This window comes from Wolbachia endosymbiont (group A) of Cephus spinipes (assembly GCF_964026895.1).
GTDB classification, from domain to species: domain Bacteria; phylum Pseudomonadota; class Alphaproteobacteria; order Rickettsiales; family Anaplasmataceae; genus Wolbachia; species Wolbachia pipientis.
In genome coordinates this window covers 30,191-51,840 of the sequence record NZ_OZ034713.1, presented here as the reverse complement: position 1 = coordinate 51,840, position 21,650 = coordinate 30,191, and the positions used below count along the sequence as shown (strand labels likewise).

21 protein-coding genes, 1 other RNA gene and 1 pseudogene are annotated in these 21,650 nt (G+C 33.8%); 8 read left to right on the top strand and 15 right to left on the bottom strand.

What is annotated here, in order from left to right; translation table 11 throughout:
• Positions 1-278: 278 nt before the first annotated feature.
• Genes AAGD59_RS00250 through rseP form a run of 5 tightly spaced genes read right to left on the bottom strand, consistent with a single transcriptional unit; the run spans position 279 to position 7,637 of the window.
• Entirely contained in the window at positions 279-3,140 is a 2,862-nt protein-coding gene (locus AAGD59_RS00250; protein ID WP_341812924.1) for an FAD-dependent oxidoreductase, read from the bottom strand.
• Between the two features lie 45 nt (positions 3,141-3,185).
• On the bottom strand, positions 3,186-3,617 hold the full coding sequence (gene fabZ, locus AAGD59_RS00245) for a 3-hydroxyacyl-ACP dehydratase FabZ (RefSeq protein ID WP_006279640.1): 432 nt from the start codon (positions 3,615-3,617) through the stop codon (positions 3,186-3,188).
• 4 nt (positions 3,618-3,621) lie between these two features.
• On the bottom strand, positions 3,622-4,173 hold the full coding sequence (locus AAGD59_RS00240) for an OmpH family outer membrane protein (protein ID WP_077188197.1): 552 nt from the start codon (positions 4,171-4,173) through the stop codon (positions 3,622-3,624).
• Positions 4,174-6,510 (bottom strand): outer membrane protein assembly factor BamA, encoded by a 2,337-nt coding sequence (gene bamA, locus AAGD59_RS00235; RefSeq protein ID WP_341812923.1) that lies wholly within the window; start codon positions 6,508-6,510, stop codon positions 4,174-4,176.
• A gap of 8 nt (positions 6,511-6,518) precedes the next feature.
• A complete protein-coding gene (gene rseP / locus AAGD59_RS00230) occupies positions 6,519-7,637 on the bottom strand; it encodes an RIP metalloprotease RseP (protein ID WP_265027898.1) in 1,119 nt (372 codons plus the stop codon).
• A 99-nt stretch (positions 7,638-7,736) separates the two neighbouring features.
• Here rseP and AAGD59_RS00225 point away from each other — a divergent pair, with 99 nt between their 5' ends.
• Positions 7,737-8,015, top strand: coding sequence for a succinate dehydrogenase assembly factor 2 (locus tag AAGD59_RS00225; protein WP_006279484.1), 279 nt, complete (start codon positions 7,737-7,739; stop codon positions 8,013-8,015).
• On the opposite strand, the gene AAGD59_RS00220 is transcribed toward AAGD59_RS00225, so the two are convergent.
• From AAGD59_RS00220 to AAGD59_RS00210, 3 genes are all read right to left on the bottom strand, one after another.
• A complete protein-coding gene (locus AAGD59_RS00220) occupies positions 7,990-8,316 on the bottom strand; it encodes a cell division protein ZapA (RefSeq protein ID WP_010082086.1) in 327 nt (108 codons plus the stop codon). The two genes, AAGD59_RS00225 and AAGD59_RS00220, sit on opposite strands and share 26 nt — an antisense overlap.
• A 72-nt stretch (positions 8,317-8,388) precedes the next feature.
• Positions 8,389-8,667 carry an HU family DNA-binding protein gene (locus tag AAGD59_RS00215; protein ID WP_010963035.1) on the bottom strand — a complete coding sequence of 93 codons (279 nt, stop codon included), beginning with the start codon at positions 8,665-8,667 and terminating at the stop codon, positions 8,389-8,391.
• 29 nt (positions 8,668-8,696) lie between these two features.
• Complete coding sequence (locus AAGD59_RS00210; RefSeq protein ID WP_015589375.1) at positions 8,697-10,349, bottom strand: 30S ribosomal protein S1; 1,653 nt, start codon at positions 10,347-10,349, stop codon at positions 8,697-8,699.
• 139 nt (positions 10,350-10,488) lie between these two features.
• Here AAGD59_RS00210 and trmB point away from each other — a divergent pair, with 139 nt between their 5' ends.
• A complete protein-coding gene (gene trmB, locus AAGD59_RS00205; RefSeq protein ID WP_012673367.1) occupies positions 10,489-11,154 on the top strand; it encodes a tRNA (guanosine(46)-N7)-methyltransferase TrmB in 666 nt (221 codons plus the stop codon).
• Positions 11,155-11,630: 476 nt separating this feature from the next.
• On the opposite strand, the gene AAGD59_RS00200 is transcribed toward trmB, so the two are convergent.
• Positions 11,631-12,278 (bottom strand): heme exporter protein CcmB, encoded by a 648-nt coding sequence (locus AAGD59_RS00200; RefSeq protein ID WP_015589376.1) that lies wholly within the window; start codon positions 12,276-12,278, stop codon positions 11,631-11,633.
• 106 nt (positions 12,279-12,384) lie between these two features.
• Here AAGD59_RS00200 and AAGD59_RS00195 point away from each other — a divergent pair, with 106 nt between their 5' ends.
• Positions 12,385-12,777 (top strand): TraR/DksA family transcriptional regulator, encoded by a 393-nt coding sequence (locus AAGD59_RS00195; RefSeq protein ID WP_010963040.1) that lies wholly within the window; start codon positions 12,385-12,387, stop codon positions 12,775-12,777.
• Between the two features lie 296 nt (positions 12,778-13,073).
• Positions 13,074-14,217, top strand: a pseudogene (locus tag AAGD59_RS00190) (transposase).
• Positions 14,218-14,226: 9 nt separating this feature from the next.
• On the opposite strand, the gene AAGD59_RS00185 reads toward AAGD59_RS00190, so the two are convergent.
• A complete protein-coding gene (locus tag AAGD59_RS00185) occupies positions 14,227-14,436 on the bottom strand; it encodes a hypothetical protein (protein ID WP_015589377.1) in 210 nt (69 codons plus the stop codon).
• Positions 14,437-14,567: 131 nt separating this feature from the next.
• Between AAGD59_RS00185 and der the strand changes: the two genes are divergently transcribed.
• The 3 genes from der to AAGD59_RS00170 are packed head-to-tail and all read left to right on the top strand — an operon-like array spanning position 14,568 to position 16,928.
• Positions 14,568-15,893 (top strand): ribosome biogenesis GTPase Der, encoded by a 1,326-nt coding sequence (gene der / locus AAGD59_RS00180; protein ID WP_010963041.1) that lies wholly within the window; start codon positions 14,568-14,570, stop codon positions 15,891-15,893.
• Positions 15,890-16,411 carry a disulfide bond formation protein B gene (locus AAGD59_RS00175; protein WP_015589379.1) on the top strand — a complete coding sequence of 174 codons (522 nt, stop codon included), beginning with the start codon at positions 15,890-15,892 and terminating at the stop codon, positions 16,409-16,411. The genes der and AAGD59_RS00175 overlap by 4 nt, the downstream gene beginning before the upstream one ends.
• Complete coding sequence (locus AAGD59_RS00170) at positions 16,386-16,928, top strand: demethoxyubiquinone hydroxylase family protein (RefSeq protein WP_265027897.1); 543 nt, start codon at positions 16,386-16,388, stop codon at positions 16,926-16,928. Before AAGD59_RS00175 ends, AAGD59_RS00170 begins: the two co-directional genes overlap by 26 nt.
• 498 nt (positions 16,929-17,426) lie before the next feature.
• Here AAGD59_RS00170 and AAGD59_RS00165 read toward each other — a convergent pair whose 3' ends face one another.
• From AAGD59_RS00165 to ffs, 5 genes are all read right to left on the bottom strand, one after another.
• Positions 17,427-18,062, bottom strand: a complete 636-nt coding sequence (locus AAGD59_RS00165; protein ID WP_265027790.1) for a transposase — start codon at positions 18,060-18,062, stop codon at positions 17,427-17,429.
• The gene (locus AAGD59_RS00160) at positions 18,046-18,375 is read right to left on the bottom strand and encodes a transposase (protein WP_141456678.1); all 330 of its coding nucleotides are present in this window, start codon (positions 18,373-18,375) and stop codon (positions 18,046-18,048) included. The genes AAGD59_RS00165 and AAGD59_RS00160 overlap by 17 nt, the downstream gene beginning before the upstream one ends.
• A gap of 350 nt (positions 18,376-18,725) precedes the next feature.
• Positions 18,726-19,040: a YbaB/EbfC family nucleoid-associated protein gene (locus tag AAGD59_RS00155; RefSeq protein ID WP_041573540.1), complete on the bottom strand. Its 315-nt coding sequence runs from the start codon at positions 19,038-19,040 to the stop codon at positions 18,726-18,728.
• A 21-nt stretch (positions 19,041-19,061) separates the two neighbouring features.
• Positions 19,062-20,663, bottom strand: a complete 1,602-nt coding sequence (gene dnaX / locus AAGD59_RS00150) for a DNA polymerase III subunit gamma/tau (RefSeq protein WP_141457288.1) — start codon at positions 20,661-20,663, stop codon at positions 19,062-19,064.
• Between the two features lie 21 nt (positions 20,664-20,684).
• Positions 20,685-20,774: signal recognition particle sRNA small type (ffs, locus tag AAGD59_RS00145), an RNA gene on the bottom strand.
• Between the two features lie 222 nt (positions 20,775-20,996).
• Between ffs and AAGD59_RS00140 the strand changes: the two genes are divergently transcribed.
• Positions 20,997-21,650 carry a glutathione S-transferase family protein gene (locus tag AAGD59_RS00140; protein ID WP_141457290.1) on the top strand — a complete coding sequence of 218 codons (654 nt, stop codon included), beginning with the start codon at positions 20,997-20,999 and terminating at the stop codon, positions 21,648-21,650.

Here is a 21,650-nt window from a genome sequence, read left to right as displayed (position 1 = left end):
GCTATCTCAATATATGAATAAAATCAATTTGCATATTAACCACTAATTAAACTAATTATCATATAATTATATCAGAGTTTAGAGGGTTATAGAGAAACCGGTCAGATTAGGTTTTTAATCTAATCTGACCGATAGCTTTAATAGTGAGGTAAGCTTTAATATAGCACTCCTAATTCATAACGCTACACTCGTGCATAATTTATTTTTAATTTGTGCACGAGCGTTAGTAAATTATTTACTTTTTGAAATAAAATTTGACATCACTTTAATATTGAGACTTAGTAAACCTCAGTAGGTCTGCCAGTTGGGCCCATAAGAATTATTTGCTCGCCTTCTCTTAAGTGTCTGCATAAATTAGTGGAGCCGCCGATTTCCAGCACAATAGTGGAAATAATTCCTTTTTTTTTGTCTACTTCAGTGCCGGTTACGGCTATACCTTCCATAGCAAGGTTTGTATTATTGGCTTTTCTGCCATTGGTTTCAAAATTTTGCAATCTAAAGAATTGCCCAGGCTTAAAATTCTTTGCCGCAAGTGGTGCTTTGATCACTATTTCCACAACTTTGTCTGTTAAATATTGAACTTTTATAACCTTTGCAGTGAATTGCTCTTTGATTCTATTAAATAATTCTTTATTAGCCAGGTCTTCAACACTTGGCCACGCATTTTTTTTCTGGCCCACAACATCACACACTGGAATGACAGAAACGAAGCTATTAACTCTATTCAAAAGCTGGGAAATAATAGGGTAGCCGTTCTTAGCACTTGCCATAGCTTTCACAACGCTGCCGCTATACGAAGGATGAAGATCACCAAAAAAGCTGATTGTTTTATTGCCTTGCTTATACACTAATATTCTATCTTTATTTTGCATTTTTGGAGAAAATATTGGATCTATTTCTTTTCCCAATGAATTCAATTGAGTAAAATACCCATTACTTAATTTAAAATGCTTTTTATCTTCTGTTGCAATAACTGTATTTGGCTCAGTACCTGCTGCTATAAAAATAGAACGTGCTTTTATACGTTTGATTTCGCCGGATTTTGTGTCTATCAGTTTTATTAATTCAGCATGGTTATATTTACCCGTCACAACTTCAACTGGCTCTAAGTTTTCAATAAAGTAAATCCCTTCTGATAATGCGTTTTGCACCTCTTCGCTATTTAATCGATAACTTGGTGAATCTTTTAGCTCTTTTCTATATATAACTTTCACTCCCCCGAGGCTCTGCATTAACTCTAATATTTTTATTTCTCTATTCTCTTTTTTTGCTAACTTTTGCTTTTCTCGGATCAATTGTGCGTGCGATATAAACTCATTCGCAATTTCGCGCTCTTCTTCTGTCCAATCTTTTTCAACACAGTCCTTTCCATACTTATCAACTAATATCTCATAACGAAGAAGAAATTTTTCTACTTGAATTGGATAATACGCTAAAGCTTCAGTGGCAGTGTCAATCGCAGTAAGCCCCGCACCTATGACAACTATCGGCATACGAACTTGCAGATTTGCTATAGAATCGAATTTAAGAGCGCCAGTCAGTTGTAACGACATCAGAAAATCAGATGCCATGCGTACTCCACGAGCTAGTATGTTTTTTATTTTGATCATTCGTGGCTTACCAGAGCCAAGTGCTAGGGCGATGTGATCAAAACCCAAGTTGAACGCGTCATCAGCATTAATCGTGCCACCAAAACGAATGCCTCCATAAAGTACGAAATTCTCACGTCTTTCCAGCAGTAATCTAATAATCTTTAAGTAATTCTTATCCCACCGAGAAGTAATACCATATTCTGCCACCCCACCAAACCCTCCTGCCATGCGTTCACTCAATTTTTCGTGTTTGAAATCTTTAATTAGCTGGAAATTATCGATCAAAGGCTCAATTTTTAGTCCATCAATGGCAATAACGTTATGCCCATCATTCAACAAATGATGAGCTAAATTAAAACCAGCAGGACCAAGGCCTACAACTAGAACGTTTTTTCCAGTGTTTCCTCTTGGCAATGAACGCTGAAAATTTAAAGGATTCCAACGGCTGAGCAGAGAATATATTTCAAATCCGTACGGTAAACTGAGCACATCATCCAGAATCCTTGTTTCAATTGCTGGCACATTTACGGGTTCTTGTTTTTGATATATGCACGAATTCATGCAGTCATTGCATATTCTGTGCCCAGTGGCTGCGCATAATGGGTTATCTATCATCACAATTGCAAGACTTGCTATGCTGTACCCTTCGCTTTTCACCAGATTCATTTCTGATATTTTCTGCTCTAGTGGGCAGCCGTGCAGTTCAACTTTTAGTGGAGATTGTTTAAAAGTATTGTCGTTATTAATTAGCCCCTTTGAGCAGCTGTCCTTACTTTGCTTATGACAAAATATGCAGTAGTGAGCATTATCTAGTGCTTTATTCAAACTCACCTTTTTGCTTGTTAGATCAAAACCGTATCGTCTTTTTACTTCATTTGAATACAGCACTTCAACTTTGTCCACTTCTTTTTTAGAAAATGGTATGAGGTTTTCGTGGTCGATTTTTTTATGAATACTGAATAATATACTCTGTTTATTTTTTACTCTCCACACTGCATATTGTGCTGCAAGTTCTATTTCTTCTTTGTGATTTTCTTTATCTTCAAACCAATGCATCACCTGCTCAGCAAAATTTTTTTCTGTTGTTGGCAAAGTGAGAAAATGACTTAGTTTGTTAGTAATATCTATATTCGCCACATTAGTGTATTTCTTCAATGCATAGCGTTGGACAAATAACCTTTTGCATTTATATATTACAGCAAAGTCGTTGTGCTTTTTCTTTAGCTCCTCTATTTCTTTTTCAACATTGAAAAGTTTTGCAATAAATTCATCAAGTAAATATGAGAGGTCTACTATTAACTGACTATCTGTCATCCAAGTAGCTGACCGTCCTTCTTGTTTTCTAGATCCCAGTGTCAAGCACTGGGATGACGGGGGGTGACACTGGGATGACATCGAAGAAGAAGCTGCTTTTTCTCTTGCTTCAATTAATGAACAAAACAAGCTCTCATCACATGATTTGATATAATTCAAAAATGTCTCATCTAATTTTATTAATCCATTGCGAGTATATAGATTCGAAAATGAGATTTTGAAATTCAGCTTCATTGCTATACTATACAGTGTACATGCTGTTTCTTACAGATGAAGATTTTATTTATTTTGCAATACTGCTGAGATTGTTGCTTCTGCAACTTTTTCTTCGCTAACAGATGCAATACACCTAAATTTGTGTACACCTAAACACACACTTTGAATGTTAGCTTGAAGAATCAATGTGTCCCCTGGAGTAACTGGCTTTCTGAATTTTGCATTTTCAATGGATCTCAAGTAAACAACTTTATTTTCTATTGTTTCTTTACCTAGAACACATATAGCAGATGCCTGAGCTAGAGATTCAATTATCAAGACTCCTGGCATTATCGGATGACCAGGGAAGTGGCCAATAAAAAATGGCTCATTGAAAGTCACATTTTTGATTGCTTTTATACTTTTACCAGGATCACACTCTATAACTCTATCTACTAAGAGAAACGGATAAGAATGTGGTAATATTTTTATAATATCACTGATATTAAATTGCATAAGCCTACTCAATGCCTTTCAAAGCAAATTCAGGTATTTTCTTGTTTATATTGTTTAATACCACATCTGATAAATCAACTTCATCCATGGAGTATAAAACTTGGTTCTTTTTTGAAATAAATAGTACCAAATCTATGTTGTTTTTTTCTGCCGTTTTTTTAGCGACTTCTTTTATCTTGTTAAAAACACTCTCTACTGCGTCTCTATAGCTTTCTTCTAAATGTAACATTTTTTTAGCGTAATTATCTCTAGTATTTACAGTGTGCTTATTAAACTGTTCTGTCTTTTCTTTTTTTGCTTCTTCTGACAAAAGTTCAAATTCTTCTTTTGATGGCTTAAGTTTTTCTAACTCACTTTCAAATTCTTGTTGTAATCTAGAATTCTGCTCCTTTATTTGTTGTTGTATGTTTTGCAGAGCAAGAGATTCATTGATAACTTTATCACTATCAATAATGGCAGCCTTTGTGTTCTGAGGTTGATATCCTACAAACTTATACCCCACAAATAAGGAAATAATTAAGGCAATAACTGATATAAATAACTGTATATATTTCATTCAAATCCCCGCTTCAATAGAAAATTTAACATTTGGTGATGGTATTATATCATAAGATTCCTTTACTAAAGGAAACCCGAAATCCAATCTAAGTCTACCAAAAGGAGAAAGCATTGAAAAGCCAAAACCTGGTGACACTCTCACAAGCTTGCTATCATAGTATTTCCCTTCATACTTCTTATTTTTATCATCTAAGCCAAAAAGTGTCGCATAGTCAACAAATAGTGAGCCTTTGATACCAGCATAGTCATATAGTTTTGGTAGAGGAAAATCCACTTGCTGTGTTAGATTAAAATAAGTTTTGCCTCCTAATGAGCTTTTATTTTTGTCTTCTGCTCTTGGTCCAATACCGGAAAGGTCAAACCCTCTAATCTCATTACCCCCTTTAAAAAAGTGCTGGCCAATGTTTAGATTTTCATCAGTATAAGAAAAAATATGACCTGCCGCCATCTTAAAGCGTAGAGTTATATCATCGTCAATTTTGCTTAATATAGGGTGCGTATAAAAAGATAAGAATTCAGATTTTAGGAAATTCACGTTTCCTCCCAATCCTGAAATATCCTGACTTAAGCTCAGTAAATACCCTTCTTTTGGAGTATAGAGGTTATCCAGTTTATTATGTGCCAACGTGTATCCCACTGATGAAATCTGATGTTCACCTTTTCGGTCCAGTATTATTTCAGAGATATCGGTGTCTTGTCCACCCTTATTATCCATGTGTATATGATTATACTTATAAGAATAGCGAAGGGAATTAGTTAAGTTCTCTGTGACTTTATATGATAACTTTGTAAAAAATCCCATATCGCAACTATCAAAAGTAGTGTTTGGCTTATCTTGTTTTTCGTAAAATACGTCTACACCTAGTGACGTATCAGAATCATTAAAATTATTTTCAACAAACTCTAAATCAGTAGAAAATACGTATTGACTTTTTTCAAGAGCAAAAGAGAGCTCTTTTCCAGTACCAAATAAATTACGGTCTTTGAGGTCAATTTTAATCAATGCTCCACCAGGAAGAGACACACCGCCTCCCAAATACAACGAAGTAGTGTTTTTTTCTTTAACATTTAAGTCAAGATTTACTGTATTGTCATTAACTGCGTAACTATTTACTTTCACTGTTTCAAAAAAATCACTACTCATTAGTTTTTTACGTGACTTTTGAATCTCAGATATATTGTACGCATCACCTTCTGCTACACTTAGCTTACTTCTGATCACTTTATCTAAAGTGCGATCGTTACCATCAATTGTAATTTGATTTATATAAATCTTTTTACCCGGCAGCACTCTGTAGGTTACATCTACAACGTTGTCACGTTGTGCATACTCTGGATTAACTTTTGCAAATATATATCCTTTTTCATTTAAATATTTGTTTATTTTTTCTACTGTATTATTAATTTTAACTCTATTAAATATCTTATCGTTTTCCTCTGTTATAAAATCCAATATTTCTTCTTTTAGGCTCAAATCCTGAATTTCAGTTTCAATATTAACCTCATTATTTCCAAACAAATACTGCTGTCCTTCGTCAATCAAAAAAGTTAACTCTGTTTGATTGTTATTATCAACCTCAACAATTGGTTGAATATTATTTTGAATATATCCCTTAGACGAATAAAAACGATCGAGCAATTCTGTGTTAATCAATAGATATTGCGGTGAATAATGATTTTCGCCTTTAAAAATGGCTCTAAATAACTTACTAAATATGTCATTACTATGTCTTTTAATAACTTGCTCTAGCTCATTTTCAGAAAAGTTTTTATTGCCTATAAATCTTATATCCTTAATTTTAGAGGTTTTGCCTTCTTTTATTTTGAAAATTAGATTGACCCTATTACTATCGAGCTTCTCCAACTCATATTCAATTTTAACGCCAACCTTACCGTTATTTCTATAAGTAGTGATTAAATTCATTAAATCGTTTTGCAATTTTGTTTCAGTGAAAATAGTTAGCGATTTTGACTGAATCACATTATTTAGTAACTCTTTGCTATTAAATAACTTATTACCCTTTAATATTATCTTGTTAATTAGTGGATTTTCTTGAATTTTTATTACCAAATTTTTTTTATCATCTATGTAAGCATTAACACTAGCAAATAACTTTGTTTTATATAGATCTTTTATAATTGAGTCTATATCATCGTCGTTTATATAATCACCAGATTTTAGTTTTATATAGAACCCTATTGTCTGGTTGCTTACCCTCTCATTACCAATACATTTGACATCTTTCACCTGCACTTTTTCCGCAGTTCCTAAAGCAACAAGCAGGGCAGGAAAAGAAATAAAAACCACTACCAGTATATAAAATAGCTTTTTCATATTTTATTTCAAAAAAGATCCCTAATATCATTTGACATTCCAGTTGCCATAAGCAAAAACAACACTAAAGCACCAAAAATAGCTGCATATTTTTGACATTTCAAGCTTAAATCCCTACGTATAACCGCTTCTATGATATAATGAAATAAATGCCCACCATCTAGCAGTGGTATTGGCAGCAAGTTAATTGCAGCTAAATTAGCTGAAATGATTGCCATAAAATATAGAACCATAATAAATCCCTTTTTAGCTGATTGTCCTGAATATTTTGCGATTTTTATTGGTCCACCTATTTCATTGATACTCCTTTTACCAACAATAATGTGAAAGAGAGCTTTGATCGTTAAGCACATAGTGTGGTAAGTTTCACTTACTGATAAGCTCACAGCCCCAAGAAAAGACGACTGCTTTAATGTATTGACTGAAATAATCCCTATAGTTTCTCTTTCTATTGTTTTGCCAAAAACGTCTTTGTCCTTGATTATTAATGGAGTTAAACTGGTCCTGTGCTTCTCATTATTTCTGCTATACTCAATCTCCATTCTTGTTTTAGGATTCGACATTATCACACGTGAAATATCTTCAAAGTATTTTATTTTATGCTCATTGATTTGTGTAATAGTGTCACCTGGCAACAAACCAGCTTGCTTAGCTGCACTACCTTCGATTACATTTTCAATCACCGGTGGAGTGCGATAATAACCTGCTATGCTAAAGAATATTGTAAAAGCTATAACAGCAAATACCATGTTTGCAAAAGGCCCTGCAAAAACTACTGCTGCTTTTTTATGACGCGGTTTTGTATGAAATGAATACAATTTTTCTTCTTCCGTTAATTCTTGTTGATCAGCTGGGACACTCGCTGCATTAGTATCTCCTAGCATTTTAACATAACCACCCAATGGAACAGCGCTTAATTTCCATCTAGTTCCAGACTTATCGTTAAAACCAAAAATTTCAGGACCAAAACCTATGGAAAAAGATTCAACTTTAACTTTGCATGCTTTGGCAACAACATAATGCCCATATTCATGCACGAATACTATGACAGAAATTATTAAAGAAAATGATAAAAAATAATATATTCCATCGCTAAATTGATGGATAAGATTAGAAATTAATTCCACCTGTATATTTAGATCTTAACAAAATGTTAAGTATATTAAAATGCGCCTCGCTTGACAAGTATTTAGTTTAACTTTTAAATTAAAAAAAGTTTAATTGTAATGACAGATACCTCACTACTCAGAAGAAAATTAATATATAGAAGCTGGCATAGGGGTTGCAAAGAAACCGATATACTTTTAGGGCATTTCGCATTGAAATATCTTGATAAATTTTCCTTAAGCGAACTAATCGAATACGAAAAAATAGTTGATCTTGATGATTACGAATTATATTGTTACATAACTCGTAAGACAAACCTCCCTCCTGGCTTGAATAGTCAGATAGTCAATTTAATTGCTTGCTTTATTGAAGCTAATCCTTTATGCACTCAAGATTAGTGATAATCTTATTTACCTTATCTAGTACCTCAGTATATTCTATTCTTTTCTCGTTTCTATACTTTTCGCGCTCTTGATTTACTTCATCTAATCGCTTTGTTAATTCTAAAATTTTATCCTCAAGAATTAGTGCTGCAAGTAAGAAATTTAATGCATCCGAACCCTTACCTCCAGTTTTTTGAGATACAGAACTAACTAACTTGTCAAAACTATTAGCAAGGCGTAATAAATGATTCCCCTTCCCACTTTCGCAAGATATTTTATATGTGTTATTACGTATAACTATTTCTACTACTTGCATATGGTGCTAAAAATTTCTATCGTACAGTATAAACTCAAACCCCTACTTTCATCTTATTTATGGTATAAATTTTTATTCATTTATCAAATCAGATAATTTTTTACTGCTACGAAAATATGTTTTAAAGTATTGATTCTTTGTAAACTTCTGTAACATTAAATGGCTTGTTTCTTTCAAGTTATAACTTCTAACTGAAAAAGAACCAAACCCCCTAATTTCAACTCTATTATGATGTTTCAATGTGCTTGAAAGTATCCCAAAAAATCTATCAACTATAGCTGCTATAACAATCTTATCTAAAAAAGGATGTCTTTTTGCTACCCTCGCTATTATATCAGACTTTGTTGCCATTTATATGAAGCCAAAATAAGTAAACCTTATCACTTAGCAGATAATGCTATGTTATATTCTTCAACACCCAATACTTCAACTTCTATTTTTTCTGATATAGAGAATTTTTTATTCTCTGGTAAATGCTCTTGATCTATTAGAAGGGTTACATCGTTCTCAACTTCAACGACTAGTCCATTATCTTCTCTCTTACCTACAATAACCTGTATTTTATCACCTACCTTAACTTTCTTTATCAGTTCTTCAAGAGGATCATACTCTATTTGTTTTATTCCAAGATAAGTTCTTGCCCGATTCACGTTAGCCCTTATTACTTTTGCTTCTATTTTATCACCTACATTATACTTCTTTATCTCATCTGAACCATTTTTAGACCAACTAAAATCTTTCACATATATTGTCCCTTCTACGTTCTCATCTATTTCAGAATCACCGAAAGCAACAGATACATATGAGCCGGTATTATTCTTCACTTCACCAGAAACAATAGAACCAGGAGGATATTTATTGATAAATACTTGCCAAGGGTTGTCTACACACCTTTTCATGCTTAAACTCATCCTACTCTTAGCAATGTCAATACTGAGAATTTTTACATATACTTCTTGTCCCCTTGTTACGAGACTACTAACTGGTAAATTACTCTTAACCCAAGTTATTTCTGACGAGTGCACTAAACCTTCAATTCCAGGTCTAAGCTCAACAAATAATCCATAATCTTCTATGCTTGTTACATAACCCTTATTCACACTATCAACTGGATATTTTGACTCTGCATCTTGCCAAGGGCTATCTTCTAGCTGCTTCACACCCAAGGAAATTTTAGCATTTTCCTTATCTATTTTTATAATTTTAACTTTTATAGTCTGACCACAAGTAAAAACTGCAGACGGATGACTTACCCTACTCCAAGAGATATCTGTAATATGTAACAATCCATCTATAACTCCCACTACATCTGATTCATGAATACCGACAAATACACCGTAATGAGTGATACTTTTTATTTTCCCTTCTATTATATCGCCTTCATTTAAAGATTCTAAAAATTTAATTTTTTCACCAGCGTGCAATTTTTCTAACACCAGCTTTCTTGATACTACAATATTGCCCTGCTTCTTATCCATTTTAAGCACGATGAACTTTTGTTCAGTTTCAATAAGGTGCTTCGCATCTTTTACTTGCTTCAAATCCACATGACTCAGCGGTAAAAAAGCGCTTATTCCGTCACCAAGATCAACAATAAAGCCACATTTAATTGAGCGTTTAATAACTCCGCTTACTTCAGCCCTTGTAACTGTATCTTCTTCCAACTTATTCCATTTTTCGTCCCTAATTGCTTTTTCACGACTAAGAACAACATTACCATGATAATCTTCAATTCTTTCCACATAAACTCTGATTTTCGAGCCAATAATGACCTCATCATTACAACCGAGTTCCTTGATCAGAATTCTCCCGTCAGATTTTAAACCAATATCAACCACAACGTCGTTAGGGTTTATTCTTGTAATTACACCTTCTACCACATCTCCTTCTTTAATTTTGTTAACAAAAGAATCTTCAAACAAGGTATTATCTTGATCCTCAAATTGGCCTTGACATATCTCTTCTATAAATTTGTTTGATGATAGCTTTCTGATAGTAACCGGTAGATTTACGACTGGATTATTATTATTCATACCTTTAACTTAAACTTTATTAGAACTCATATATTATATAATATTAACAATTATTGACAAGTAATTTTTCATTAACTCATTTCGAGAATTGTTTAAGCTATATAAAATATAGTGAGAAAATTATATATGTATCAAGAATATGCTATTTAAGAATAGCAAGTGGATTAGATCGTTCTCCAGAAGGTCCAGGCTAAAACCTGATGTTGATGAAATATTGGAAAAATATTCTATTCAAAACAGCAAGGAATCTATAGAGAAAATTGTAAATTCACAAAAAAGAATATGGGTAGAAATAGGCTTTGGCAACGGTGAAAATATGCTTTACCAGGTGCTCAATGAACCTGATCTATTATTTATAGGATGTGAGCCCTACTTAAAGGGGGTTTCTCGCTTGCTGACAAACATAGAAATACAGAACATAAAAAATATTTTAATGTGGACAGAAGATGCAAGAGAATTGATTGCAAATTTTCCTGATAACAGTGTTGAAAGATTCTTTATTCTCTTTCCAGATCCATGGCCAAAAAGAAGTCACAATAAAAGACGATTAATTAATACGGAATTTTTAAATTTATTAGCAAAAAAAATACTTATAACAGGGGAAATATTCATTGCAACCGATCATCAGGACTATGCAGAGTGGATAGCATCACATATAAAGCAGTGTAACTCTTTAATCTATAGGGAAGACGATTTCACAAGTTATACTCTTACAAAATACCACAGAAGAGCGCTCAAAGATCAGCGTAAAGTGAGGTTCTTTAAAGTAAGTGTTATTAATAATTTGCAGACTATGGATCAATAGAGTTTTTGCATATCTCTTTTACGTTAACTATAGATTAAAAATAATAAAAAAAGAGGGAGAAATAGAGTAAATTCCTTTAACTACTTCTCCTTATGAAGGAATAGACTTCTTGCATAACCCAAACTAAGTAGAAAAAAGGTATCATCCAAGTAGCCCCTTTCTCGTCATGCCGCTGCGAATCGTCATACCGCCGCGGCGCTAACACGTAGCGGGATGATGAGGCTTATCGTCATGCCACCGCGAACCGTCATACCGTCACGGTATCTCTTAGCCGCTAACAAGTAGCGGGATGACGGTTGTCAGGTTAGCTGTTATCCCAGTTTTTGACACTGGGATGACAACGAAGGGCTACTTGGATGACAGGGAAGGATGCTGAAATGAAGGTTTTTCAAATTGTCGATAAACCTAAATCTATAATAACTATTTGCCTTTTTTCTAGGTTATGCAAGAAGTCTACTGAATAACAGTAAGATTTTTCAATCCTGTTCCACAGCAAATTTTAGTGCCATGTGAGTAGTTACAGTGCTGTTAACAATCAAAATAACAAAAACTAAGATGGTGATTAGTAGTGTATAAATATTCAAGGATAAATTTTCAAATTGAGTTAGCATTTTAAAATACACAAAGGTTGGCATTATCATTGGCAAAACAAGAATTTGCGATACTCCTGATGCTAAGTTGTTTTGACCAATCATCAATGCATTTCCAGTAGCTGAAATATTAGTGATTATCAGCGTATTAAATAATAAAGACACTCCAACTGCTATTGAGTGTTCAATACTATTGCCTAGAATTGCAAAGCTGAATATGGAAGAAATTACTGAAATCGGTAACCCAAATAATAACCAGTGAGCGAAAATTTTATAAGCAACTATAAGCCTAGAAGAGAGTGGCTGTACAAAGATTTGCTCTAATATTCCATCATGATAATCAGATGTAAACAAATTATTTGTAGAAATCTGCAAAACAAATGTAGCACATATCCATGTTAATGTTAACATAACTTCTTGTTTATTGTTGTTTTTAAGTGTAAATGAAGATAAACTTAACATTATGATAAAAATACATACTATATAGGTAAAGTTCTTATCATCTATTACTAATTTTTTTACTGAGTCGATCATACTAGGCTTTTAAATGTTTATTATAAATTATAGTGTTTACTTTGAGGTAGTATAATTTTTTGTTCATAAATTATATAGGTTTTATTATTTTTTTGATAATGCAATTATGGAAAAGTTACCAAAAATAAAGTCACCAGAAGATTACACTCCTTCAGAAGATGAAGAATATATGAGCGTAAAACAACTGGAATACTTCAGCTTAAAGTTACAATCAATACTCGCTGAGTTAGAGAAACAAGAACTAGAAGATAATAGTATTGATACATACTATTCTGATGAAGATAGTGGAAACGAGGAATTAATCAAGCGTCGAAAAGATAGAAAAGAAAAAATTAAGGAGGCGTTAGAAAAAATAAAATTAGGCACTTATGGTTACTGCGATGGAACAGGAGAAGAAATAGGAGTCGAAAGACTTAAAGCTAATCCGCTTGCTATATATTGTATTGAAGAGCAAGAGAGAGTAGAAAAAGAAAAGAACGTGTACAACATTAACGATTAATTTACACATAAGTGGTGAGCCCATTGGACTTCAAGAGGAGCAAGAGGCGCTGAAGTATGTTATGCTATAAAGAAAGTGGAAAATTGGACATTCTCAACTTGACTCCTGCAGATTAAAAATTAAGTTGTATCCGTTCAGGCAATGGCGTCAACTTAAGGAAAAATATCAGCGATAGTATATAAAATTTCTCTCTAAATTTTTTATCATTAAATTATCCAAAGAGTGCAAGGGACAGCACTTTTGTTTCTGTTTTATTTCAACAAAGAAGTCTAAAATGTGTCCTTTTTAGGTGAAATATGCAAAAAGGAAAAAACCTTATTCTACAAATTAAAAATATAATATACTCGAAAACTTTTCAGAAAATCCATTGTGTTGAGTTTTACACGAACAAGAAAACTTCCTTTTTCGACAGTATTTTCTATGATTTTAAAGTTAGTTAAAAAAAGTTTGGGAATAGAATGTGAACTTATGGAGCCATTGACATGTACCCTCAAAGCAAGCTTTTTCTAAAGCAAGGTATAAGATTTGCCATACAGGCTTTCAAGAATTTAAGCATCCAAACAGCCTATCAGGATGAACCTGAGTTGGAGAGGCTATAGACTTATTGCAGAAGATGGTTCTGGTATGAGATTACCCAGCTCTGGGGAAATTGTATCCGAGTTTGAACCAAATGGAACAACAGGCACCATTGGCAATTTGTTTGTTGATTTGTGTACTTCGCTAATTTGTAGTGCTCGTCTTGCAGCTTGGAATATAGGTGAACAAACGTTGGCGGCAGAGCAATTACCCGAAGTTATCACTCAAATGCGTTTATTAAATCAAGAGAAATTATTATTTATCTATGATCGTCTTCAGTAAAATTCATTCAGCAGCATTATGATTTGGAAGTAGATTTTATTTTTCGCTTGCAAAAAAGAAATTATAGTAAGCTATGGGAACGCTGGCGAATTAGATTTTGATTTTATATTAGAAAATGAAAAGCTAAAAAATAAAATGAAAGGACAGAAAGTAAGAGTTATAGTGCTGACATTAGCCAACTGAGAAACAGAGTTTTTGACCGAGACTTTGGAGCAAAGCTTATGTGTTAAGGTGGCACATAGAGGAGTGCTATAAACGACTCAAAGTAGGAGCAGAGTTAGAGAATTTTTCTGGAGAGGCTGTATTACAAGAATTTTGGGCAAACTTGGTCATGTGCAATATATTATCGCTTCATATGTGTGATGCACAAGGGCCTTGGAACCCAGATCAAATTACTGAGTATCGTTTAAATTTTTCAGTTTTATTTGGTGTAATGAGGCAGAAACTCTATCAGGTACTTATTGCGCCAAAAAACTTTCAAGCCCTTTTTAAGTATACGCGCTAAAGTTAAAATCCGACCGGGACAGCCGCAATAAAGTAGATAAGCCTAAACGCCATCATGTCTTTAGGAGAGTTTGCTAATGAAAGTTCTTAAGTTGACGTCATTGACTGTTCCGATTCGTTATATGACATAAGAGCATCATATATTTCATGCAATGTATTTGAGATGTTTTTTTCCATATGTTGATTAATATGCCCATATATTGTCGTCTCTTCCGAACACTCTGTATCTTTATGTATATGATTTTGTTGCTTTAATTCTTCTCTATCTACACTCTCTATTTGCTCTGACACTAGCATAACTACCCCATATTTTACATAACGAAATAAAAAAATTCTAACTGTAGTATGCTTATATAATCTACGAAGTCAATAGTTAAATTGAAAAGTTTCGGTTATAATTTACTTCATATAGAACATGCCCTTGAATTATGCTAAAAATCGCCATAGTAGGCCTACCAAATGCTGGAAAATCGACCCTATTCAACAGATTAGTAGGAAGAAAAGCAGCAGTAGTGAGTAACATTCCAGGAGTGACAAGGGATAGGCGAGAGGGAATGGGGAGAATTAGCGATTTGGAGTTTAAAGTTATAGATACAGGAGGATGGAACGACCAAACTAATTTTTCACTACAAGTTATTGAACAAATCGAATTTTCTTTATCCAATTCAAACATAATTTTCTTTCTTGTTGATGCAAAAGTGCAAAATGAGCGAAATGAAGAGTTTGCAAAGTGGCTGAAGAGAAAAATAAATAAACCTGTAATACTAGTAGCAAATAAATGCGAGAGTCATAAATCCGAAAATGTTGATTATTTGCAGTTTTTTGATTTTCTTGGCCCGGTGTATATCTCTGCCGAGCATAATCTTGGCATGGTTGATCTTTATGATGCATTAGCTGGTGTTATTGAAAATTTTAACGAGAACACTGAGTTACCTAACAATGAACTGAGTAGGCTGAGGATCGCGATCATCGGCCGTCCGAATGTTGGAAAATCAACTTTTTTAAATGGTTTACTTGCAGAAAACAGACTAATAACAAGTTCAGAGCCAGGTACCACACGTGATTCTGTGGATATTACATATGATCATGATGGAGAGTTAATTACTCTAATTGACACTGCCGGAATCCGCAGAAAGGCGAATGTTGTAGATGGCTTAGAATCAAGATTTGTTGAGAAAAGCATGGAATCAATCAAGCGCTCTCATGTGGTAGTTTTAATGCTAGACTCCCTAGTTGGTATTGAGCAGCAGGATTTATCAATTGGTGAAGCTGCAATTAAGGGAGGGAAAGGGATTATTGTTGTTTTAAATAAGTGGGATTTAATAGGTAAGGATGACAGAAGCAGGTTAATAAAATTTGTCAAACAACAGGAAGTAACCAGGTTATTCTTGGAAGTGCCAACTATAACAATTTCTGCGTTAAAAGGCATGCGCTGCGGTGATGTGATAGATAAGTGTCTTGAAGTGAGTGAATCCTTGAACAAGAAGATCAGCACTGCAAAACTGAATAAGTGGCTCATAGATGCTGTAGGAAAACATTCTCACCCTCTTGTAAAAGGCAAAGCAGTTAAAATGAAGTATATCGCTCAAATTGGTACTAAACCTCCAGCTTTTTCTTTGATATGTAACATACCTGAAAGTGTTGATGAAAGTTACAAACGCTATTTAATTAACGATCTCAGAAAAAATTTCTTTGCAGACGGTGTGCCAGTTAGATTGCTTTTGAAAAAAAATAAAAATCCCTATGTAAAATGAATACTCTGCTTTATACTTTCAGGGATAATTTACTTAAAGTTATGTGTAATAATTCCAGAATTCCTGCAATCTTTCTGCTGTCGAGTGCCGCTGCTCTAATTTTTGCATATGTGCTAGAATATTTTTTCAACATGCTGCCATGCAAGTTATGTACATACGAGCGAATAGTTTACTATATCGCCGGATTACTTGCAGTAGCGTGCATGCTTAAAGACAACAAAATTCTAATCTATGCAATGTTTTGCAGCTACCTCATAGGTGCAGTAATATCTTTTTATCATATAGGTCTTGAACTCCACTTATTTCATGATGTTTTAGGTTGTACAGAGCAAGCAAGTGGTAACGTTAGTATAGAAGAGCTCAGAAATAATCTACTAAATCCTAATTACTCTCCATCTTGTGACAGACCTCATTACGTTCTAGGTGTTTCCTTAGCAACATGGAATCTAATTTATCTCATAGTAGCTCTGTTCGTATCAGGTAAGGTGTATTGTGGAGAAAGAAAGAAATCTAAATAATTTAAGGTACAGCAACAATCAGTTCTTGCAACAGGCAATTAGAGTAGATCACGCTGGAGAATATGGAGCTATTTGCATTTATTCTGGTCAAAAATTTATTCTTAAGAAATCTTCTATAATCAATGAAATAATTGAAATGGAAGAGCAGGAAAAAAAGCATTTTCACTATTTTAATGAGAAAATCAAAGAGCAAAAAGTTCGTCCTACTGTTTTGTTGCCTGTTTGGCGTGTTTTAGGAGTGTCGCTTGGCGTTGCAACTGCCATTATGGGCAAAAAAGCTGCTATGGCTTGCACTGCTGCAGTTGAAGAAGTTATCGGGGAGCACTACAAAGAGCAAGTTTCACATTTAGAAGATGGGAAATTAAGAGAAACTATAAGTAAATTTCGCGACGAGGAGTTAGAGCACAAAGATATTGCAATTCAGCACAATGCTGAAAGCGCATTTGGCTACAACATTTTATCATCATTCATAAAAACAGGCTGCAAAACTGCTATTTACTTGTCTAAGTTAATTTAACTAAGCAGCTTTCTTAAAGTGTTTTAAATGTTCTGATAACAACAGAAACCAGGAAGGAATTCAAGTGTAACAATTATTTTATAACTATATTTACATATCACCATTATTAATAAATAATTAGTATTTGTAAATTAAATACATCTAAAGTATAGACTGCAAAGGAGGCAAAAGTGCGTTTTAATTTAGAAGAGGGAAATGCTCTTATGTAATACCTGCCACAGGTTCACAACTGTACGAACATTCATTTTTGAAGGTAAATTGCACAGCAAATGGTGTCATTCCAGTCTGGAATCCAGAAATTTTGCTTATAACTGAGCTGATAAGCTAAAGGTAATTGTCTTACACTAAAACAAACGTTTTTAATTAAGTTGCATAGAACCAGTGTCTGGGCACTGGGATGACACCCCACTGGTGGTCCAAACTACAACGTTCGTACAGTTGTGGATTCCAGACGGCTTTGTTGCATCACACTTTATGAGATGGTGATTTATGGTAAATTCATGTAACTATCTCAAATTTAGCCATACCAATATCAGTGAATTTATTAAGCAAATAGCATTTGATTAGCAGTTCTTTTTCTCGATTTATCTCAGATTTATTCCTCAAACTAAATCCGAATATTTGCTTTAATCTTGAGAAAAACCCTTCAATATAAGATCTTTTCCCATAATTTACTTCTTTTTTCCATTCTTTCATGCCATCTTCACCGTATAATTTTATTAACCTAATAGCAGCATTCCTGTCAGACATATAATCTATTTCTGGATGTTCTGCCGCATTGTTTATTGGTGGAATTTTTGTCTTTATATCATATTCGTTACACAACTTATAAAACTTGTGCCTATCACATGCTCTATCTGCATATAGTGCTTTTATGGCATGCTGAAAATCAACTTCTTTTAGCAAATCACAAGCTCCATAGTGATCAGAGTAGACACCGTTACTGTATTTTACAGCTATGGCTTTTTTGTTGTTTATATTCAACATTACGTGCAATTTTCTCGTTTGCTCATAGCCACGATATTTTCTGTCAGTGCTATTTTCCTTGCTGTGACCAGGAGTGTTGTTGTATATACTAATTCCTGTACTGTCTATAGCAATTTCGATATCTTCCATATTATTTTCTGCAATCATTTATCTTAATATTAAGTTTCTTAAACCTTCTTGATGCTTGTGAATAGCTGATAACTGCCAAATCTCTTCCTATTTGTTGCAAATACCCTTTTATAAACCCGACTGTTTGTCTTAAACCAATTCTAAAGAAACTGACGATTATATGCACCAAAATCACAACTTTATCACTATAAATATAGTTGCCGCCCTGCATTTTTGGACAATTCTCGTACCAATTTTCTATGGCGTCATTGATATAACAAAAAATGCTTCCTCTTTCTTGGAGAAATTTGTTATATTCATGGCAGTTACTGACTCTCATTTTTTGTGGCATATTTTTTCTTCAACAGTTAAATGGCTATTTATAATGAATTTTGTCAGTAACTGCCAGTTCTTTTCACTTGAGCGATGCAACAAAGCCCACTGGGATCAGGAATTTTATTAAGTTGGTAAGCATAAAAGTAGCCGTTTTATGTTAAAACACAACGTTCTTGATGAGATTACGGCAAGGCTGGATTCCAGACTGGAATGACATCGTTTACTATGTGCCATATTGCAATGTTCGTACAGTTGTGGAATGAATTGCGGTATGACATAGGGCTGTGCTAGCTATAGGCGCATTATATAAAGAAGTCTAGTATTAGAAAAAAAATACTTACACTAAAAGAAACTTCAGTAGTAAATTCAAAAAGGAAGTTTAAATCCAGGTGGTAAACCCATCATACCTGCGAGATCAGAAGTTGCATTTGCCATATCTTCTTCTGCTTTTTTAACGGCATCATTAAACGCTGCTGTTACTAAATCCTCTACTATATCTTTTTCCTCATTTCTCATAAGTTCTAAGTCTATGTTCACCTTTTTAGCTTTATAGCTACCTATTTTTATGACTTCCACTAATACAGAAACTTTGCCACCACCAGAAATACCTTGAAACTCTTTTCCAATATATTTTTCTTGAGCTTCTGCAAGCTTTTTTTGCATCTCTTGCGCTTGTTTCATTATTTGACTAAAATCCACAACTTACTCCTTATTTTCTATATTAACTACTTTTGCACCTTTAAACATGTCAAGTATATCCTTGACTGCAGGTGCATAATTTAAATTACTCACTTCCCTGTTTATATAACCCGTATCAACTGTAATAACCCACTCCTGCTGAGTTGCCTGGTTTAAGTAATTTTTTAAATCATTGCAAAAATTACTGTCCAACTTAGATACAGCTTTTAATTTTAAATACCCAGGTTTACAATCTATTAATTGTAGATTATTACACAGTTGTTTGTAAAGATAAATTTGGTTACTCCGCCTTAATAGTTGCAAAATCTTATCAAAATCGTAATTTTGTTGTTTATTTTCCACATGGATCCCAGTGTCACGCACTGGGATGACAGAGTGGGGTTGTTGTTTACTTTCCACATATTTTTTTGGATCTGAGTAGTCAGCTACTTGGATGACAGAGGGGGAAGGTGCAACAGGTCTGCCCTGTCTATTTCCTTGCTCTACATTTTGTGAAAGAACTTTTTTGATCACCTGTTCTGGAGAAGGTAGATCAGAGAGATAGCAAAGACTAATTAGCATCATTTCAGCAGCAACATCGTTGCATGTTGAAGTTTTTATATCTTGAATACCTTTAAGCAACACCTTCCACAATCTTGAAAAAAATATTAAAGATCTCTTTATACTTAAATCTTTTATCCTATTCTTTTCATACTCTGTAACTGCACTATCAATCTCTTTCGTAATTAAAAAACGGCATACTAACTGAATTGTTTGCAATAGACCTTCAAAAATACTAAGTGGGTTTGCTGTTTTTATCGCCTTGTCAAACACTGATAGAGCTTTCTGTAAATCACCTTCTAATATTGCCCCTAATAGATCAAATATAATATCTTTATCCACTAGGCCAAGTATGTCTGTCACATTTTTAGTGGATATTGCACCATCTTTGCTATATAGCACTGCTTGATTCATCAAAAACAAGGCGTTACGCATTGAATTTCCAGAGTGTCGTGCAATTAATTCTAATGCTCCCTTTTCAATAGAATAACTCTCTTTTTGTGCAACATCATTTAAACGTTCCACTATTTTAGCTACAGGAATGTTGTGTAAATCAAATCTTTGACAACGTGCAATAATAGTTATCGGTATCTTTTTTATTTCCGTAGTTGCTAAAATGAATTTTACACTAGATGGTGGCTCTTCTAGGGTTTTAAGTAATGCGTTAAATGCACTGCTGGATAACATATGTACTTCATCTATAATGTAGACTTTGAATTTAGAGCTTATAGGTGAATAGCAAATATCTCCCAGGATTACTTTAATATCGTCAATGCTAGTGTGACTTGCTGCATCGATTTCAATCACATCTGGATGGCTTGAATTTTTTATTGCTAGACAATTTTCACATGATCCGCAAGGTTCAAAAATTGGCCCCAGGGAACAATTCAAACATAAAGCTATTATCCTTGCAGTGGTGGTTTTACCAACTCCACTACTACCAGAGAGCAGTATAGATTGTGGGATTTTGTTTAAAATAAAAGCATTTTCTAATACACGCACTAATATATCTTGACCTACTAGATCTTTAAAGCTACTAGGACGATGTTTTAATGCTATATTCACAGCTTCGGATAAAACAAATAATGAAGTAGGTATGCAACCCAAAAAGGTTCTGATATGGCTGCTTCATTTCTGATCTGACCAAATTACAGAGTTTTTGCCTGCATACCTTATAAAATATTATACTTTTTTTTTTATTTAGCAAGGTATATCCTATATTAGTCTTATAATTTATATGTTAGACCTCTTGCAACATTACTTTGGAGTAAACAACTGTTACCTAAAATACTCTTCTCTTGTCATCCCAACTTGGATCCAGAGAAAAAAGATGTGGATTTCAGTGTCACACACTGGAATAACAACCTATAGGTACTGGGATAACAAAAGAGGAATATTATGATTTTATATCATTTTCCTCTTTGTCCATTTTCACGAAAAGTTAGAGCCCTTCTCAAAGAAAAAAAGTTGGGCTGTGATCTAGTGTATGAAAATCCGTGGGAAAAACGGAATGAATTTATGGAGATCAATCCAACCGGGCAAGTACCAGTATTAATAGATAATAACTTTGTAATAGCGGATAGTAATGCCATTTGTGAATATATAGAAGAAACTTACAATAGCGACGTCAAATTATTTGGTTCATCCACTATTATTAAGTCTAAAATACGCGCTCTAATCAATTGGTTCGATAACAAATTTTACAATGAAGTTACTAAGTATATTATGAATGAAAAAGTAATTACTAACCGCAGCCCTGATTCTAGGTTTATCTATGCAGCTCAGCATAATCTGCTTTGCCATATAGAATATGTTGAACACTTAATTAACAAGAACATTTGGCTTGCAACCGATAAGTTCACTTTGGCTGATATTACTTTAGCATCGCATATTTCTGTAATAGACTATGTAAGTAGTTTTCCATGGGAAAAAAGTAAAATTTTAAAAGAATGGTACTCCATTGTTAAATCAAAGCCTTGTTTTCGTGAGATATTATTAGAGAGGATTTCTGGTTTAATCCCTCCTAAACATTATGCTGACCTTGATTTTTAA

Excerpts from the sequence above, each read along its gene's own strand:
- AAGD59_RS00250 (WP_341812924.1), bottom strand. The coding sequence starts at position 3,140 with ATGAAGCTGAATTTCAAAATCTCATTTTCGAATCTATATACTCGCAAT.
- fabZ (WP_006279640.1), bottom strand. The coding sequence starts at position 3,617 with ATGCAATTTAATATCAGTGATATTATAAAAATATTACCACATTCTTAT.
- AAGD59_RS00240 (WP_077188197.1), bottom strand. The coding sequence starts at position 4,173 with ATGAAATATATACAGTTATTTATATCAGTTATTGCCTTAATTATTTCC.
- bamA (WP_341812923.1), bottom strand. The coding sequence starts at position 6,510 with ATGAAAAAGCTATTTTATATACTGGTAGTGGTTTTTATTTCTTTTCCT.
- AAGD59_RS00225 (WP_006279484.1), top strand. The coding sequence starts at position 7,737 with ATGACAGATACCTCACTACTCAGAAGAAAATTAATATATAGAAGCTGG.
- AAGD59_RS00220 (WP_010082086.1), bottom strand. The coding sequence starts at position 8,316 with ATGCAAGTAGTAGAAATAGTTATACGTAATAACACATATAAAATATCT.
- AAGD59_RS00215 (WP_010963035.1), bottom strand. The coding sequence starts at position 8,667 with ATGGCAACAAAGTCTGATATAATAGCGAGGGTAGCAAAAAGACATCCT.
- AAGD59_RS00210 (WP_015589375.1), bottom strand. The coding sequence starts at position 10,349 with ATGAATAATAATAATCCAGTCGTAAATCTACCGGTTACTATCAGAAAG.
- trmB (WP_012673367.1), top strand. The coding sequence starts at position 10,489 with ATGCTATTTAAGAATAGCAAGTGGATTAGATCGTTCTCCAGAAGGTCC.
- AAGD59_RS00200 (WP_015589376.1), bottom strand. The coding sequence starts at position 12,278 with ATGATCGACTCAGTAAAAAAATTAGTAATAGATGATAAGAACTTTACC.
- AAGD59_RS00195 (WP_010963040.1), top strand. The coding sequence starts at position 12,385 with ATGGAAAAGTTACCAAAAATAAAGTCACCAGAAGATTACACTCCTTCA.
- AAGD59_RS00185 (WP_015589377.1), bottom strand. The coding sequence starts at position 14,436 with ATGCTAGTGTCAGAGCAAATAGAGAGTGTAGATAGAGAAGAATTAAAG.
- der (WP_010963041.1), top strand. The coding sequence starts at position 14,568 with ATGCTAAAAATCGCCATAGTAGGCCTACCAAATGCTGGAAAATCGACC.
- AAGD59_RS00175 (WP_015589379.1), top strand. The coding sequence starts at position 15,890 with ATGAATACTCTGCTTTATACTTTCAGGGATAATTTACTTAAAGTTATG.
- AAGD59_RS00165 (WP_265027790.1), bottom strand. The coding sequence starts at position 18,062 with ATGATTGCAGAAAATAATATGGAAGATATCGAAATTGCTATAGACAGT.
- AAGD59_RS00160 (WP_141456678.1), bottom strand. The coding sequence starts at position 18,375 with ATGCCACAAAAAATGAGAGTCAGTAACTGCCATGAATATAACAAATTT.
- AAGD59_RS00155 (WP_041573540.1), bottom strand. The coding sequence starts at position 19,040 with ATGAAACAAGCGCAAGAGATGCAAAAAAAGCTTGCAGAAGCTCAAGAA.
- AAGD59_RS00140 (WP_141457290.1), top strand. The coding sequence starts at position 20,997 with ATGATTTTATATCATTTTCCTCTTTGTCCATTTTCACGAAAAGTTAGA.